Raw genomic sequence first — 13,486 nt, forward strand, 5'->3', positions numbered from 1 at the left:
TTGGGTTTATTAGACCAGTCGACTATTTATCAGGTGAAAAAATAACGCCGGGCAATACGCACCCGGCGTTAGGAGGTTGGACGCGAGGGTTTAGCCCAGCATCTCCAGCAGTTTTTTCGCGACAGCGGCAGAGCTGGCAGGATTCTGGCCAGTCACCAATTGCCCATCGGCGACCACATGAACCTGCCAGTCAGCGACTTTCGAATAATGGCCGCCGAGGCGCTGGAACTCGTCCTCGATCAGGAACGGCACGACGTCCGTCAGGCCGACGGCCTCTTCTTCGGAGTTGGTGAAACCGGTGACCTGGCGATGCTGGACCAGCGGTTTGCCGTCAGCGGTGAGGGCGTGACGCAACACACCCGGCGCATGGCAGACAAAACCGTGGGGTTTGTTGGCGCGGTCAAACGCTTCGATCAACGCGATCGACTGCTTGTCTTCGGCCAGGTCCCACAGTGGGCCGTGGCCGCCCGGGTAAAACACGGCATCGAAATCATCTGCGCTGACGTCGGCCAAGCGACCGGTATTGGCCAGTGCCTGTTGTGCGGCAGAGTCTTTGCGGAAGCGATCGGTCTCGGCGGTCTGCGCATCGGGCTCATCGCTTTTCGGGTCCAGCGGCGGCTGGCCACCGGCCGGCGAGACCAGGGTGACGTCGACGCCAGCATCCTTGAAGGCGTAGTAGGGCGCGGCGAACTCTTCCAGCCAGAAGCCGGTTTTCTTGCCGGTGTTGCCGAGTTGATCGTGGGAAGTCAAAACCATCAGGATTTTCATAGAGCACCTTGAGTCGATCAGGTGTCTTCGATTGAGCGAAGGATTCGCACATCGGCCACACCGGTCAGAAAACGTTTGTCGGGGCGCAGCATAGATTCCAATTAGACCAGTCGTCTAGTAATTTTTTATCCTGCGGTTTTTCATCGACAGGTATGGCAAACTTCCGTTCCTCGAAATATACGACTGGTCTATTGCCTGGTAATGTGCGCCCGATGAAAGCGACCTACGACGACACCCGCCAACACTTGCTCGACACCGGCCACCGGATGATGGCCGAGAAGGGCTTCACCAGTGTCGGCCTCAACGAAATCCTGCAAACCGCCGGTGTGCCCAAGGGTTCGTTCTATCACTACTTCAAATCCAAAGAGTTGTACGGTCAGGCGTTGCTCGCGGATTACTTCGTCGGCTACCTCGCCGACATGGAACGGCGCCTGACGCTGCCGGGGCTGAGCGCCTATGAGCGGCTGATGGATTACTGGCAGGGCTGGCAGAACCGCTGCACCCTCGAAGGGCACGGCGATGAGTGTCTGGTAGTCAAACTCAGCGCCGAAGTCGCCGACCTGTCGGAGTCGATGCGCCTGACCTTGCGCGATGGCGCCGAGCAAGTGGTGGCGCGCATCACTCTGTGCATCGAACAGGGCCAGGCCGAAAACAGCCTGCCCGCAGGCGACGCCCGGCATCTGGCGGAAACCCTTTATCAGCTGTGGTTGGGCGCCAGTTTGCTGAACAAATTGCAGCGTACCGGGCAGTCGCTGCAGACCTCGATGGCGATGACCCGACAACTGCTGGCGGTGTGAGCGGTGGGGCCGTTGTGGGCCAGGTTACATGACTCAACACGCCTCGCCCTGACTGTTGCAGGGCCGCACATCCTCGGCACGCCATTGTTTGATCAAGCGCCGGCGGTCAGGCGCGTAGTGTTCGACGAGCACCTGCACCGTCGCAAGGTCAGCCATATCGATCACGCGAAACCGGCTGTCGCCTTCGCACCACGCCGCGATGCAGCGCTTGCCTTCGATAAAGCCCAACATGATCGGCCAGATGATGTGTTCGGCGGCTTCCGCATGTTCGAGCGCTAGCGCGATGCGCAGCTTGTTCTGCTCGCGCAGCGCCCGACGAATCTCGCTGAGGTCGATGGTTGTGTCGGGCTTTTGCGGTTTGGCCACGTAAAAGGTTTCGTCTTCGAAGATCGGCCGCATCTGTGCGGGCAGCACGGCACTGATTTTCGCCAGGGCATTGTTGACGGCGCCCGCGAGTTGGCTGTCGGTCTGCCGGCTGACCCATTGCGCGCCGATGACCAAGGCCTGTATTTCCTCGGCGCTGAACGATAACGGCGGCAGGACAAAACCGGGCTTGAGCACATACCCAAGGCCCGGCTCGCCGTCGATCTCGGCCCCCATGCCTTGCAGCGTGACGATGTCGCGGCGAATCGTGCGCAACGACACGCCCAATTCAGCCGCCAAGGCCTTGCCGGACACCGTACGACGATGACGCCGCAGCGCTTGCATCAGCTCAAACAGACGATGACTTCTGGCCATTAACGCTCCATGGCGACGACACCTTTGCCGCCGAGTTTGCGGCCCTGTTCGAGCTCGCGGATCAGTTGTATGGCGCCGTCCAGCGGCACCACTTCTCCTAGCCGAATCTTCAAGCGTGCCTCACTGGCGGCACTGGCCAGTGTTTCGAGGATTTCGTGTCGCGGTGTGCCAATGACCAGTTTCAGTCGCCGATCAATCAGGCCACGCAGGAATTTACCCGGACCCGGATTGAGATCAAGCAAACAGCCGCCCGGACGCAGCAATCCGATACCGGTCGAGACCGTCATCGTCGCGGCCGTGTCATACACCACATCGAAGCGCGCCGGCAGCCTCTTCAGGTCCGTTAACCGGTAGTCGTAGACGGTCGATACCCCCAGCGCCTGTGCCCGGGCAACGTCCGACGCGCTGCAACTGCCCGATACCGTGGCCCCCGACATCAGGGCGATCTGCACCGCCGCTTCGCCGACTGCCCCCGCGCAACCATTGATGAAAACCTGCTGACCGGCTTGCAGTCTGGCCTTGTCGATCAGCCCGTTCCACGCGGTAATGCCCGGTGTACCAAGGCACGCCGCATCGGCGAAGGAAAGAGTATCCGGTTTGCTCGCCAGAAAGTCCTCCTTGGTCACGACGGCTTCGCCCAATGCGCCACTTTCTTTGAAGCGGGATAGCCCGAAAACCGCGTCGCCGACCTGGAAGCGTCTGACACTCGCCCCAACCGCAAGAACCACGCCAGAGAAATCCATACCCATCGCGCGCGGAAATGTTCTGCCGGTGATCAGCTTCATCCGGCCCTGACGCAACTTCCAGTCAATGGGGTTGATCGCTGCAAATCTGACCTGCACGAGCACTTCATCCTTGCCGGGTGCTGGCAACTGGAATGCTTCGACGCGCATCACGTCCGGGCCGCCGTAGCGCGAATACTGAATACGTTTATAACCTGCTGACATGTTGGGTTCGCCTTCCGAGAGTGGACATGACACCGACTCTATAACGGGGCAGTGCCAGTTTTTGGCACCATTCGCTTTCTATGGAGGAGGCAGATTGATGAACGGTGTTCATGACTTCATGAAACTGAGCGCAGATAGTCGCAAGATCCTCGTCGGTTTACCGTAGCGGCTGATTATCCCGTCAGCAGGAGCTTAACGATGGCAGCACTCCCGGTTCGTAGCGTGACCCACTCCAGCCGACTTCTGTTGACGGCCATCGCACTGTTGCTGACAGCCTGTGCTTCAACTGAAAAAGGTTCGACCTCAATGAAACGTTCACCTGCAATGACCTCCGACGCCGCGGCTGCCGTGTCCCCGGCACTGGCTCATAACACCGATGCCATGTTGTTTGGCGAAGTATGGGAACGCCCGGGATTGTCACCGCGTGACCGCAGTCTGGTGACGGTTGCGGTGTTGATTGCACGCGGGCAAACCGCCGAGATGGCCGCGCAATTCAACCTTGCACTGGACAACGGTGTCACGCCGCTTGAGCTGTCCGAAACGCTCAATCACCTGGCGTTTTATTCCGGTTGGGGCAATGCGTCAGCGGCTCTGCCTATCGCCGGCGAGGTGTTCTCCGCGCGCAACATCGATGCTGAGCAACTGGCACCGGTTGCGCCGTCGTTGCTGCCGCTGGACCAGGCTCGCGAAGCTGACCGCGTGGAGCGCGTGAATGCGGCGGTGGGATCAGTGGCGCCGGGGCTGGTCGAGTTCACCACCAAAGCGCTGTTCCGCGATCTGTGGTTGCGGCCAGGTCTGGCGCCTCGCGATCGCAGCCTGATCACGGTCAGTTCGTTGGTGGCCAACGGGCAGACCGGCCAGGTCGGCTATCACCTGGGTCGGGCGATGGACAACGGTTTGAGCCAGACCGAAGCGGCGGAAATGATTACCCAACTGGCGTTCTATGCCGGATGGCCGAATGCGTTTTCCGCCGTGCCGGTGTTCAAGGAAGTGTTCAGCCAGCGCGCGCCGGGCTGACTGAACAGGGCGTCAAATCTGCTCCGGCAAGTGCGCGATAAGTTTGTCCAGCGTGATCGGGTAATCACGCACGCGCACGCCGGTGGCGTTGTAAATCGCATTGGCGATGGCCGCTGCGGCGCCACTGATGCCCAACTCGCCGACACCTTTGGCCTTGAGCGGCGTGGCGTAGGGGTCGACCTCATCGAGGAAAATCACCTGCTGATGGGGAATATCGGCGTGCACCGGCACTTCGTAACCGGCGAGGTCATGGTTGACGAAAAAACCAAGGCGCTTGTCGACCTGCAGTTCTTCCATCAGTGCGGCCCCGGCGCCCATGGTCATGCCGCCGATGATCTGGCTGCGCGCGGTCTTCGGATTGAGAATCCGCCCTGCTGCGCAGACCGCCAATTGGCGACGTAGGCGAATCTCGCCGGTCGCCGCGTTGACCGCGACTTCGGCGAAATGTGCGCCAAAGGTCTGCTGGGCAAAGCGCTGGGCCAGATCGCCGAATTCCATGCGGTCTTCGCCAACGAGATCGCCTGCGGCCGCCGCGTGAGCCAAAGGAAAATGCCGCGTGCCATCGTGCACCTCGCCGTGGGCAAATTCGGCCGTTTGCGGATCAAGTCCGACGGCGCGGGCAGCGGCTTCGCGCAACTTGACGCAAGCGGCATAGAACCCGGCGGTAGACGACGCTGCACCCCATTGCCCGCCCGATCCCGACGACTCCGGAAAGCGCGAGTCGCCAAGGCGCACTTCGACCCGGTCCAGTTCCACACCCATCATCTCGGCGGCGGTTTGCGCAATGATCGTGTAGCTGCCGGTGCCGATATCAGTCATGTCGGTTTCGACAATGATTGTGCCGTGCCGATCAAGACGCACACGGGCCGCCGATGCGGTGGTTGGCGCGCCACGTATGGCGGACGCCAGACCGATGCCGATCAGCCAGCCATTCTCCAGACGTTGCCCGGCGCTTGCGTTGCGCTGGTGCCAGCCGAATTGCTCGGCGCCGGTTTGTAAGCACTCGACGAGTTGCCGTGTCGAGAACGGGCGCGATGGCTGTTCGGGGTCGACCTGGGTGTCGTTGAGCAGGCGCAACTGCAGTGGGTCGATGCCGAGTTTTTCCGCCAGTTCATCCATGGCAATTTCCAGCGCCATCATCCCCGGTGCTTCCCCCGGCGCGCGCATGGCCGAGCCTTCAGCCAGGTCCAGCACGGCAAGATTCAAGCGGGTCATGCGGTTGGCGCCAGCGTAGAGCAAACGTGTCGAGGCCGTCGCGGCTTCGGCCCGGCCCCCGGGCAGGTTGCCTGACCAACTCTCATGGCCGATGGCAGTGATCAAACCTTCGCGGCTGGCACCGATGCGAATGCGTTGAAGCGTCGCGGGGCGATGGGTCAAATTGTTGAACATCAGCGGACGTGGCAGCGCGACTTTCACCGGACGCCCGGCGTGGCGTGCCGCCAGCGCCGCCAGCACCGCGTCACACAGGATCGTGCCTTTGCCGCCGAAACCGCCGCCGATGTAGGGCGATATCAAACGAATATCTTCTTTGCGTATGCCGAGTGTCTTGGCCAGATCGCGCACGCCCCAGTTGATCTGCTGGATCGACGTCCACAACGTCAGCGAATTGCCGTTCCACTGGGCGATGGTGGCGTGGGGTTCCATCATCGCGTGCGCATGATCCGGCGTGCTGTAGTGCTGGTCGATCTGGATCGGTGCGGCGCTGAAGGCACCTTCGAAATCTCCGGTCTGCGTCTGCGGCGGGGGGCCGAAGCCGGCGGGTGGGGGCGGGGTTGCCGAATCCTTGGCGGCCGCCAGATCGAACGCGCCGGGTTCGGCGACATAGGTGATTTCCAGCAGGTGGGCGGCGCTGCGGGCCTCTTCAAATGTCTGCGCGACGACGATCGCGACAGCCTGGTGATAGTGGTCCACCTGCGGGCCGGCCAAGGCGCGCGCGACATAGAACTCGCCCTTGGCCAAAGGCCCGGCATTCTCGTAGGTGACGATCGCGATCACCCCGGAACTGTTGCTCGCCTGCGTCGAGTCGATCGAGGCAATTCGTCCCTTGCCGATCCCGGCGCCGACGATATACCCATAGGCAGGATTGGGCACTGCGGCATGTTGTTCATACGCGTAGGGCGCGGTCCCGGTGGTTTTCAACTTGCCATCGATGCGGTCGGCGGGCTGGCCGATGACGTTCAATTGATCGATCGGATTAGTGCCGGCCGGTGTGTCGAATTTCATCGCTGAGTTCCTCTTCAGGCGGGCTGGCGGACAACGCCGGGCGCCTCAGCACCAGCGTTGCAGGCCATATCGCCTACGAGCCTAGGCCATTGAAACGCATCTGATAATGCGCCTTGCCAGGATGGAGTCATGAGTCCGGCTCACGAATCCTGACCAACATGACAAATAAGAATAAGTTTCAATTACACGATCTCTGGTATACCATCCGCGCCGCTGTTCTGGCGGTTTCACCCTTCGTTCTGGCCTATTCACAAGGTTTTCATTTCATGCGTCGTACTCTGCTTTCCATTTGCGTGCTGCAGGCGTTGTCTTCTTCCTCGTGGGCCGAACAGGCCGATTCAACATCCTCAGCGCTAGAGCTGGACGCAACCGACGTGGTCGGTACAGCGGATTACGAACGAGCCGACGGCCCGGTGCAGGGTTACCGCGCGACGCGCTCGGCCAGCGCCACGCGCACCGACAGTTCGATCCATGAAACCCCGCAATCGATCAGCGTAGTGACCAAGGATGCGGTCGAAGACCTCGGCGCCACCCGTCTGCAAGACGCACTGGATTACGCCGGCGGCGTCGGCCGCGCGAACAATTTCGGCGGGCAGGGCCTGACCACATTCACCGTGCGCGGCTTCACCACTGGCGAGTTCTACCGCAACGGTTTCCCGATCAATCGCGGCTACCCGAACATGCCCGACGCCAACACCATCGAGCGTCTGGAAGTGCTGCGCGGGCCGGCGACGATGCTCTATGGCCGTGGTGATCCGGGCGGCACCTTCAACGTTGTGTCCAAGCAGCCATTGGCCGAGCGCACGGTCACGTTGGGCAGTCAGTTGAATGATCAAGGCATGAAACGCGGCACGCTGGACGCCTCCGGCCCGCTGGATGAAGAAGGGCGTCTGGCCTATCGATTGAACGTGGTGGGCGAGGGCGGCGACACCTTTCGCGATCACGTCGAGACCGAGCGCTACGGCATCACGCCAGTGCTGACCTGGCAGGCCAGCGATACCACTCGAGTGATTTTCGAGGGTGATTTCATGCGCAACAATCATCCGCTGGATCGCGGCGTGACGCGTTACGCCAAACAGATCGGCACGGCCTCGCGGGACACGTTCTTCGGCGAGAAAGACGCCGGCAAGTTGCACAACGACAACAACATGGCGCAACTGCGCTTCGAACATCTGCTCAATGATGACTGGACGCTGGGCGGTGGCTTCCAGTGGCTCGACGGCTCGCTTGAGGGCAATGCGATCGAAGCCAACGGCATTGCCGATGACGGTCGAACCCTGGGGCGCAACTTCAACTACCGCAAACTGGAGTGGACCGACAAGGACACTCAACTCAATCTGACCGGTCATTTCAGCACCGGTGGCTTGCAGCACACCTTGCTGACCGGTATCGAGTATGAAGATTACGACTACAAGTCGATCATTCAGCGCTCCAGCGGCGCGGTCGGCGCCTACCCGATCGACATCTTCGATCCGGTTTACGGCCAGCCGCGTCCGGTATTGACCCGCACCCCGACCCACGACAAGGAAAATCTCAAGACCTATGCCGCGTTCGTGCAGGACCAGGTGGCGTTGACCGAGCGTCTGAAGGTCCTGGCCGGGGCGCGGTTCGAACGATTCGAGCACGACTATGAAACCTACGTGCCGGGCGGCAAAAACTGGCAGGCCAGCGACAACGCGGTGACCCCGCGCCTCGGCGTGACCTACGACCTGACCGACACCCTGGCGGTCTATGCCGACACCGCGCGCTCGTTCAAGCCCAATACCGGCGCGAGCCGCGTGGGCGGAGGCTTCGCCCCAGAGAAAGGCAAGTCTTATGAAATGGGCATCAAGTGGGAGGCGCTGGATCATCAGTTGAGCGTCGATGCGGCGATCTATCAGATCGAAAAGCGCAACGTGCTGACCACCGACCCGGTGGATTCGACCTTCAGTGTGGCGGCCGGGGAAGTGCGCAGCCGTGGTTTCGATCTGAACGTCGCCGGCAACCTGACACCAGAATGGCGCGTCATCGGCGGCTACGCCTACGTGGATGCCGAAGTGACCAAGGACAATGTGATCCGCTCCGGCACACGGTTGATGAACATTCCGCAAAACAGCTTCAGCCTGCTCAACGTTTACGAGTTTCAGGACGGAGCGCTTAAAGGTTTGGGCCTGGGCACCGGACTCAAATACGTCGACGAGCGTGCTGGGCAAACCGCCAATACTGCGTTCTCGATGGACAGCTACACCGTCGTCGATTTGCTCGGCTTCTATAAGGTCAACGAGAAGGTGCGGCTCAATCTTGACGTGAAGAATCTGTTTGATCGGGATTATGAAGAGGGCGCGTTCGGTAATGTCTACGCCTATCCGGGAGCGCCGAGAACGGTGCAGGTGGGGATTTCCTACACCTTGTAAGCCGCGTTCGACGCTGCAACGGCGGCCCCTCACCCCAGCCCTCTCCCTGAGGGAGAGGGGGCCGACCGAGGTGTCTTGCGTTATGCATCGACCTGACAGATCGCGTCGATTATGGATTCATCGGTAATGCCTGACGGTGATGGATTCACAGGCGCTATTGCACGTCGGTGCTCATCGCCAACATCCCCCAATCGGCCCCTTTCCCTGCGGGAGAGGGAGCCTACGCATCGACCTGACGGATTGCGTCGATGACGGGTCAATCCGCAATGCTTGGCGGTCATGGATTCACAGCCGCTATTGCACGTCGGCGTCCATCGCCAATATCCCCCAATCGGTTCCCTCTCCTGGGGGAGAGGGCTAGGGTGAGGGCAGCTGTTTCGGCACGCGCCACTTAGCCAGTGACACAACCTTGCGGCGTTTTCCCTGCAAAGCTGTCGAGCAAACTCGCCACCACCATCTCACCCATCCGCGTGCGCGTCTGTAATGTCGCGCTGGCGCGGTGCGGTTGCAGCACCACCTGTTCGTTGCCGAACAAGGCTTCTGGCACATTCGGTTCATCGACAAACACATCCAGCCCGGCACCGGCGATTTCGCCGGCATTCAGTGCCGCCAGCAAATCAGCCTCGTTGACCAGTTTGCCCCGTGCCACATTGATCAGATAACCGTCCTTGCCCAAGGCCTGGAGCACCGAGGCATCGATGATGGCCTCGGCCTTGTCGGCAGCGGCGGCGAGAATCAGCGCATCGCTGTCGCGAGCCAGTTGTTTGAGGTCGGCGACAAAGGTGTGGCTGACGTCGCTCATCGGTTGCAGGTCGGTGTAACTGATCGGGCAGCCGAAGGCCGCCGCTCGGCTGGCCACCGCGCGGCCAACCCGGCCCATGCCGACAATGCCGATACGCATGCCGGACACCTGACGTGCCAGCGGCAGAGGCGCCAGCGGTGTGGTGCTGTGCGGCCATTGACCCGAGCGTACATAGCGATCACTGGTACACAGCCCGCGACACACGGAAATCAGCAAACCGATGGCAAGGTCGGCGACGTCTTCGGTCAACGCGCCAATGGTCGCCGTCACGCGGATGCCGCGATCCCGAGCGTAAGCCAGGTCAACCGCATCGGTACCTACGCCGTTGACCGCCACCACTTCAAGTTTCGGCAGTTGCGCCATGACGGCTTGGGTGATGCCGGTATGGCCACCGGTGATCACCCCGCGAATATTCGCACCGTGTTCCTGTAAATACGCCTGTTTGTCCGCCTGCTGGAAATAGCGGCGGACCGTAAACAGTTCATCGAGACGCGTGTTGATTTCAGGAATCAGGATCGGGCTGAGCTGCAAGACTTCTGGCTTCATGTAAACCTCTCTTACCGAATAAAAAGGCCGGTTCAACCGCGACCGGCAAACGGCATGGCGGTGGCCATGACGGTCATGTTCAGAACGTTGGCCGACAGCGGCAGGCCGGCGATGTAGCGCACCGCATCGGCGACATGCTTGACGTCGACCATTGGCTCCACGGCGATGCTGCCGTTGGCCTGACGTACACCTTTGGTCATGCGTACCGACATCTCGGTCAGGGCGTTGCCGATGTCGATCTGGCTGCAGGCGATGTTGAATTCGCGACCGTCCAGCGCCAGCGATTTGGTCAGGCCCAGCACTGCATGTTTGCTGGCGGTGTAGACGCTGCTGAACGGGCGCGGGGTGTGCGCCGAAATCGACCCGTTATTGATGATGCGTCCGCCCTGAGGCTGTTGACGACGCATCAGTCCGAAGGCACCACGAGCACAGAGGAAAACCCCGTTGAGGTTGGTGTCGATCACGTTGCGCCACTGTTCGAACGTCAGTTCATCCAAGGGCACGGCGGGGGCGTTGACCCCGGCATTGTTGAAGACCACATCCAGTCGTCCGTAGACCTCGGCAATGGTTGCGAACAGCGCATCGACACTGACCGGGTCGCGCACATCGGTGGGCACCGCGAGGGCTTCGTGCCCCTCGCTTGCCGCCAGTTCGACCAGCGCCTGTAACGGTTCCGGCCGGCGACCGGCAAGCACCAGGGTGTAGCCGTCGGCCAACAGGCCAAGCGCCACAGAGCGGCCGATTCCGCTACCGGCGCCGGTGACCAGCGCGACTTTCAAAGCTTGAGTGATGGACATCTTGTTGTTCTCCTGTCTTCAAATCACTGAGGCGTGCAGGGCGTTCAATCTCTTGGGCCGACACGCATTTCCAGTTGGCCGATCCCGTCGATTCCGGCGTTGATCACATCGCCCGGTTGCAGGCCGTCGACGCCGGCCGGGCTGCCGGTCATGATCAGGTCGCCGGCCCTGAGCGCCACTGACCGGGAGATCCGGCTGATCACTTCAGCCACCGACCAGATCTGGCTGTCGAGGCTGTCGCGCTGACGCTCCTCGCCGTTGACGTTCAACCATAATTCGCCTTCGGGATGGCCCGCGCGGGTCACTGGCACGATGGCGGTCATCGGCGCGGCGCCGTCGAACACCTTGGCACCTTCCCACGGCAAACCATTGCTCTTGGCGGCACGCTGAACATCTCGGCGGGTCAGGTCGAGGCCGGCGGCGTAGCCCCAGACATAAGCCAGCGCCTCGTTCTCCGGAATATTCGCGCCGCCTTCACCGATGGCCACCACCAGTTCGATTTCGTGGGCGAAATCGTCGGTCAGCGAAGGGAATGCCACCTCACCAACGGCGTCGACGACATTGCTGGCTGGTTTCATGAAAAACACCGGTGGCTGGCGCGACTGGCCGACGGCATCTGGCCACGGGTAATTGCGGCCGACACAAAATACCCGGCCAACGGGAAAACGTTGTTCACTGCCGACAACGGGCAAGGTCACGGGCAGATCCGGCGTGAAGACGTATTCAGTCATGTTCATCCTGTTAAGAGTCCTGTTGGTAGCTTCAGCGTACGGCGGCAGTCGTTGGTGAAGTTGGACGAAAGCCGCCTCCAGTTGGAGAAAACGGTGCTGTTGGCTTTAGCGCACCTTCAACTCGATGCGGTACAAGCGTCCGAGCAACAGCGAGTAGGAGAGGGTGCCGATCAGCGCCACGCCGCCAATGAACCAGAAGGCCCAGGCGAATGAACCGGTGGCATGCACGATCGCGCCAATCACGATCGGCGTGACGATGCCGCCGATGTTGGCGGCCAGGCTGGTGATCCCGCCGGTCAAGCCGATCAGCTCCTTGGGTGCCACTTCCGACACGGCCGCCCACGAAGACGAGGCGATGCCTTGGGCGAAGAACGCAATGGTGAGCACGGCGATGCAGATCGTGTTCGAGTCGGTGAAATTCACCAGCACGATGGACATGCCCAGCATCGAGCCGATCACCAGCGGCAACTTGCGAGCGAACGACATCGAGTAGCCACGGCGGATCAACAAATCCGACACGATGCCGGCGAGGAGGATGCCGACCGTTGCGCCTACAAACGGCAGAACAGCGAAGATCCCGGCCTTGATCATGGTCAGCTGGCGTTCTTCGATCAGGTAGGTGGGGAACCAGGTCAGGAAGAAGTACAGCGCCGAGGTGCTGGCGAATTTGCCGATGCAAATTGCCCAGATCTGGCGGTAGCTGAACAGTTCAGCAATTTGCCGCCAGTTGAAGCGGGTGCGTTCCTGACTGCTTTTGACCAGACCGCCGCCGGCTTCGATGTACTTCAGTTCTTCTTTGCTGACTTTCTTGCAGTTTAGCGGGTCACGATACAGGTACAGCCACAACACCCCGAACACGATGCCGAGTACGCCGGTGCTGTAGAACACGTGACGCCAGTCGAAGCTGGTCGCGAGCCAGAGCAGGGCACCGGTAAACAGCGCCGTCCCCAGGTATTGCCCGCAGACGTAGATGCTGCTGGCCAGACCGCGCTCCCGCGCCGGGAACCACACCGTCACCGCGCGACTGTTGGCCGGAAACGCCGGTGCTTCCATGGCACCGACCGCCAGACGCAAACCGAACAAAGAAGCAAATCCTGTGGCAAAGCCCTGGCACACAGTCACCGTCGACCAACTGATCAGCGACACGCCGTAAGTGAAGCGCGAACCGAAGCGGTCGGCGATGAACCCGGCCGGCACCAGGGCCAAGGCGTAAGTCCAGGCAAATGCCGAGAAAATCAGGCCCATCTCGATCTTGTCCAAGCCAAGATCCTTGGCCATGAACGGCGCGGCAATCGAGATATTGACCCGGTCGATGTAGTTGATGATCGTCGCAATCAGCAGCAACGAGAGCATGAACCAGCGCCGCCGCGAGGGCAGACGCTGCGGCACGACGGCGTCCCGGGCACCGTCTATCACCGGCGGCACGGTGGCTTGGGAAGCATGTGAATTCGACATGAAGAGACCTCGTTATTGTTAGAAGAGTCGAGATGTTTTCGTGCAGCCGAAGGCGTTTGCCCGCGATGGTCGGGGCATGCCAATCGATACTGAAACGAACGGTGCGAACAGCCGGCGTCAGACGTTCAGAAACGTCTTCCAGTCGGCGTGATCGAGACAATGTCGGGAGGGGTGGCGAGGGGGAATAGCAGAATCATGACGTGCACACCTGTGATTGTTTTTGGAAGAGGTTGGGCTGCGTCGGCTCACAGTGGTCGTACAACGTTGGTAAA

The 13,486-nt window shown here is 61.0% G+C and carries 11 protein-coding genes; 3 read left to right on the top strand and 8 right to left on the bottom strand.

From position 1 onward, the window contains the following. Positions 1 to 90 precede the first annotated feature (90 nt). Positions 91 to 768 (bottom strand): type 1 glutamine amidotransferase domain-containing protein, encoded by a 678-nt coding sequence (locus ACW9IR_RS04915; protein WP_457461947.1) that lies wholly within the window; start codon positions 766 to 768, stop codon positions 91 to 93. 212 nt (positions 769 to 980) lie between these two features. On the opposite strand from ACW9IR_RS04915, the gene ACW9IR_RS04920 reads away from it, so the two are divergent. Further along, positions 981 to 1,565: a TetR/AcrR family transcriptional regulator gene (locus ACW9IR_RS04920; RefSeq protein WP_102899149.1), complete on the top strand. Its 585-nt coding sequence runs from the start codon at positions 981 to 983 to the stop codon at positions 1,563 to 1,565. Positions 1,566 to 1,598: 33 nt separating this feature from the next. On the opposite strand, the gene ACW9IR_RS04925 is transcribed toward ACW9IR_RS04920, so the two are convergent. Both ACW9IR_RS04925 and ACW9IR_RS04930 read right to left on the bottom strand, forming a co-directional pair. Beyond that, on the bottom strand, positions 1,599 to 2,303 hold the full coding sequence (locus tag ACW9IR_RS04925; RefSeq protein ID WP_457461950.1) for a helix-turn-helix transcriptional regulator: 705 nt from the start codon (positions 2,301 to 2,303) through the stop codon (positions 1,599 to 1,601). Further along, positions 2,303 to 3,250 carry an NAD(P)-dependent alcohol dehydrogenase gene (locus tag ACW9IR_RS04930; RefSeq protein WP_457461952.1) on the bottom strand — a complete coding sequence of 316 codons (948 nt, stop codon included), beginning with the start codon at positions 3,248 to 3,250 and terminating at the stop codon, positions 2,303 to 2,305. The genes ACW9IR_RS04925 and ACW9IR_RS04930 overlap by 1 nt, the downstream gene beginning before the upstream one ends. A 306-nt stretch (positions 3,251 to 3,556) precedes the next feature. Between ACW9IR_RS04930 and ACW9IR_RS04935 the strand changes: the two genes are divergently transcribed. Further along, positions 3,557 to 4,267, top strand: a complete 711-nt coding sequence (locus ACW9IR_RS04935) for a carboxymuconolactone decarboxylase family protein (protein WP_258014070.1) — start codon at positions 3,557 to 3,559, stop codon at positions 4,265 to 4,267. Between the two features lie 12 nt (positions 4,268 to 4,279). Here ACW9IR_RS04935 and paoC read toward each other — a convergent pair whose 3' ends face one another. Next, on the bottom strand, positions 4,280 to 6,490 hold the full coding sequence (gene paoC / locus ACW9IR_RS04940; RefSeq protein WP_457461954.1) for an aldehyde oxidoreductase molybdenum-binding subunit PaoC: 2,211 nt from the start codon (positions 6,488 to 6,490) through the stop codon (positions 4,280 to 4,282). A 266-nt stretch (positions 6,491 to 6,756) separates the two neighbouring features. Between paoC and ACW9IR_RS04945 the strand changes: the two genes are divergently transcribed. After that, positions 6,757 to 8,883: a TonB-dependent siderophore receptor gene (locus ACW9IR_RS04945; protein ID WP_457461956.1), complete on the top strand. Its 2,127-nt coding sequence runs from the start codon at positions 6,757 to 6,759 to the stop codon at positions 8,881 to 8,883. 391 nt (positions 8,884 to 9,274) lie between these two features. Here ACW9IR_RS04945 and ACW9IR_RS04950 read toward each other — a convergent pair whose 3' ends face one another. The 4 genes from ACW9IR_RS04950 to ACW9IR_RS04965 form a co-directional block, all read right to left on the bottom strand. Next, positions 9,275 to 10,231 (bottom strand): 2-hydroxyacid dehydrogenase, encoded by a 957-nt coding sequence (locus ACW9IR_RS04950; RefSeq protein WP_102899144.1) that lies wholly within the window; start codon positions 10,229 to 10,231, stop codon positions 9,275 to 9,277. A gap of 32 nt (positions 10,232 to 10,263) precedes the next feature. After that, positions 10,264 to 11,022: an SDR family oxidoreductase gene (locus ACW9IR_RS04955; RefSeq protein WP_457462014.1), complete on the bottom strand. Its 759-nt coding sequence runs from the start codon at positions 11,020 to 11,022 to the stop codon at positions 10,264 to 10,266. Between the two features lie 50 nt (positions 11,023 to 11,072). Further along, entirely contained in the window at positions 11,073 to 11,765 is a 693-nt protein-coding gene (locus tag ACW9IR_RS04960; protein WP_457461958.1) for a fumarylacetoacetate hydrolase family protein, read from the bottom strand. Positions 11,766 to 11,864: 99 nt separating this feature from the next. Beyond that, positions 11,865 to 13,214: an MFS transporter gene (locus tag ACW9IR_RS04965; RefSeq protein WP_102899142.1), complete on the bottom strand. Its 1,350-nt coding sequence runs from the start codon at positions 13,212 to 13,214 to the stop codon at positions 11,865 to 11,867. Positions 13,215 to 13,486 lie beyond the last annotated feature (272 nt).

Source organism: Pseudomonas sp. SDT291_1_S447 (assembly GCF_054070155.1).

What these genes read in the sequence shown, in the direction of transcription:
- ACW9IR_RS04960 (WP_457461958.1), bottom strand. Translation starts at nt 11,765, where the DNA reads ATGAACATGACTGAATACGTCTTCACGCCGGATCTGCCCGTGACCTTG.
- ACW9IR_RS04965 (WP_102899142.1), bottom strand. Translation starts at nt 13,214, where the DNA reads ATGTCGAATTCACATGCTTCCCAAGCCACCGTGCCGCCGGTGATAGAC.
- ACW9IR_RS04930 (WP_457461952.1), bottom strand. Translation starts at nt 3,250, where the DNA reads ATGTCAGCAGGTTATAAACGTATTCAGTATTCGCGCTACGGCGGCCCG.
- paoC (WP_457461954.1), bottom strand. Translation starts at nt 6,490, where the DNA reads ATGAAATTCGACACACCGGCCGGCACTAATCCGATCGATCAATTGAAC.
- ACW9IR_RS04925 (WP_457461950.1), bottom strand. Translation starts at nt 2,303, where the DNA reads ATGGCCAGAAGTCATCGTCTGTTTGAGCTGATGCAAGCGCTGCGGCGT.
- ACW9IR_RS04950 (WP_102899144.1), bottom strand. Translation starts at nt 10,231, where the DNA reads ATGAAGCCAGAAGTCTTGCAGCTCAGCCCGATCCTGATTCCTGAAATC.
- ACW9IR_RS04915 (WP_457461947.1), bottom strand. Translation starts at nt 768, where the DNA reads ATGAAAATCCTGATGGTTTTGACTTCCCACGATCAACTCGGCAACACC.
- ACW9IR_RS04920 (WP_102899149.1), top strand. Translation starts at nt 981, where the DNA reads ATGAAAGCGACCTACGACGACACCCGCCAACACTTGCTCGACACCGGC.
- ACW9IR_RS04945 (WP_457461956.1), top strand. Translation starts at nt 6,757, where the DNA reads ATGCGTCGTACTCTGCTTTCCATTTGCGTGCTGCAGGCGTTGTCTTCT.
- ACW9IR_RS04935 (WP_258014070.1), top strand. Translation starts at nt 3,557, where the DNA reads ATGAAACGTTCACCTGCAATGACCTCCGACGCCGCGGCTGCCGTGTCC.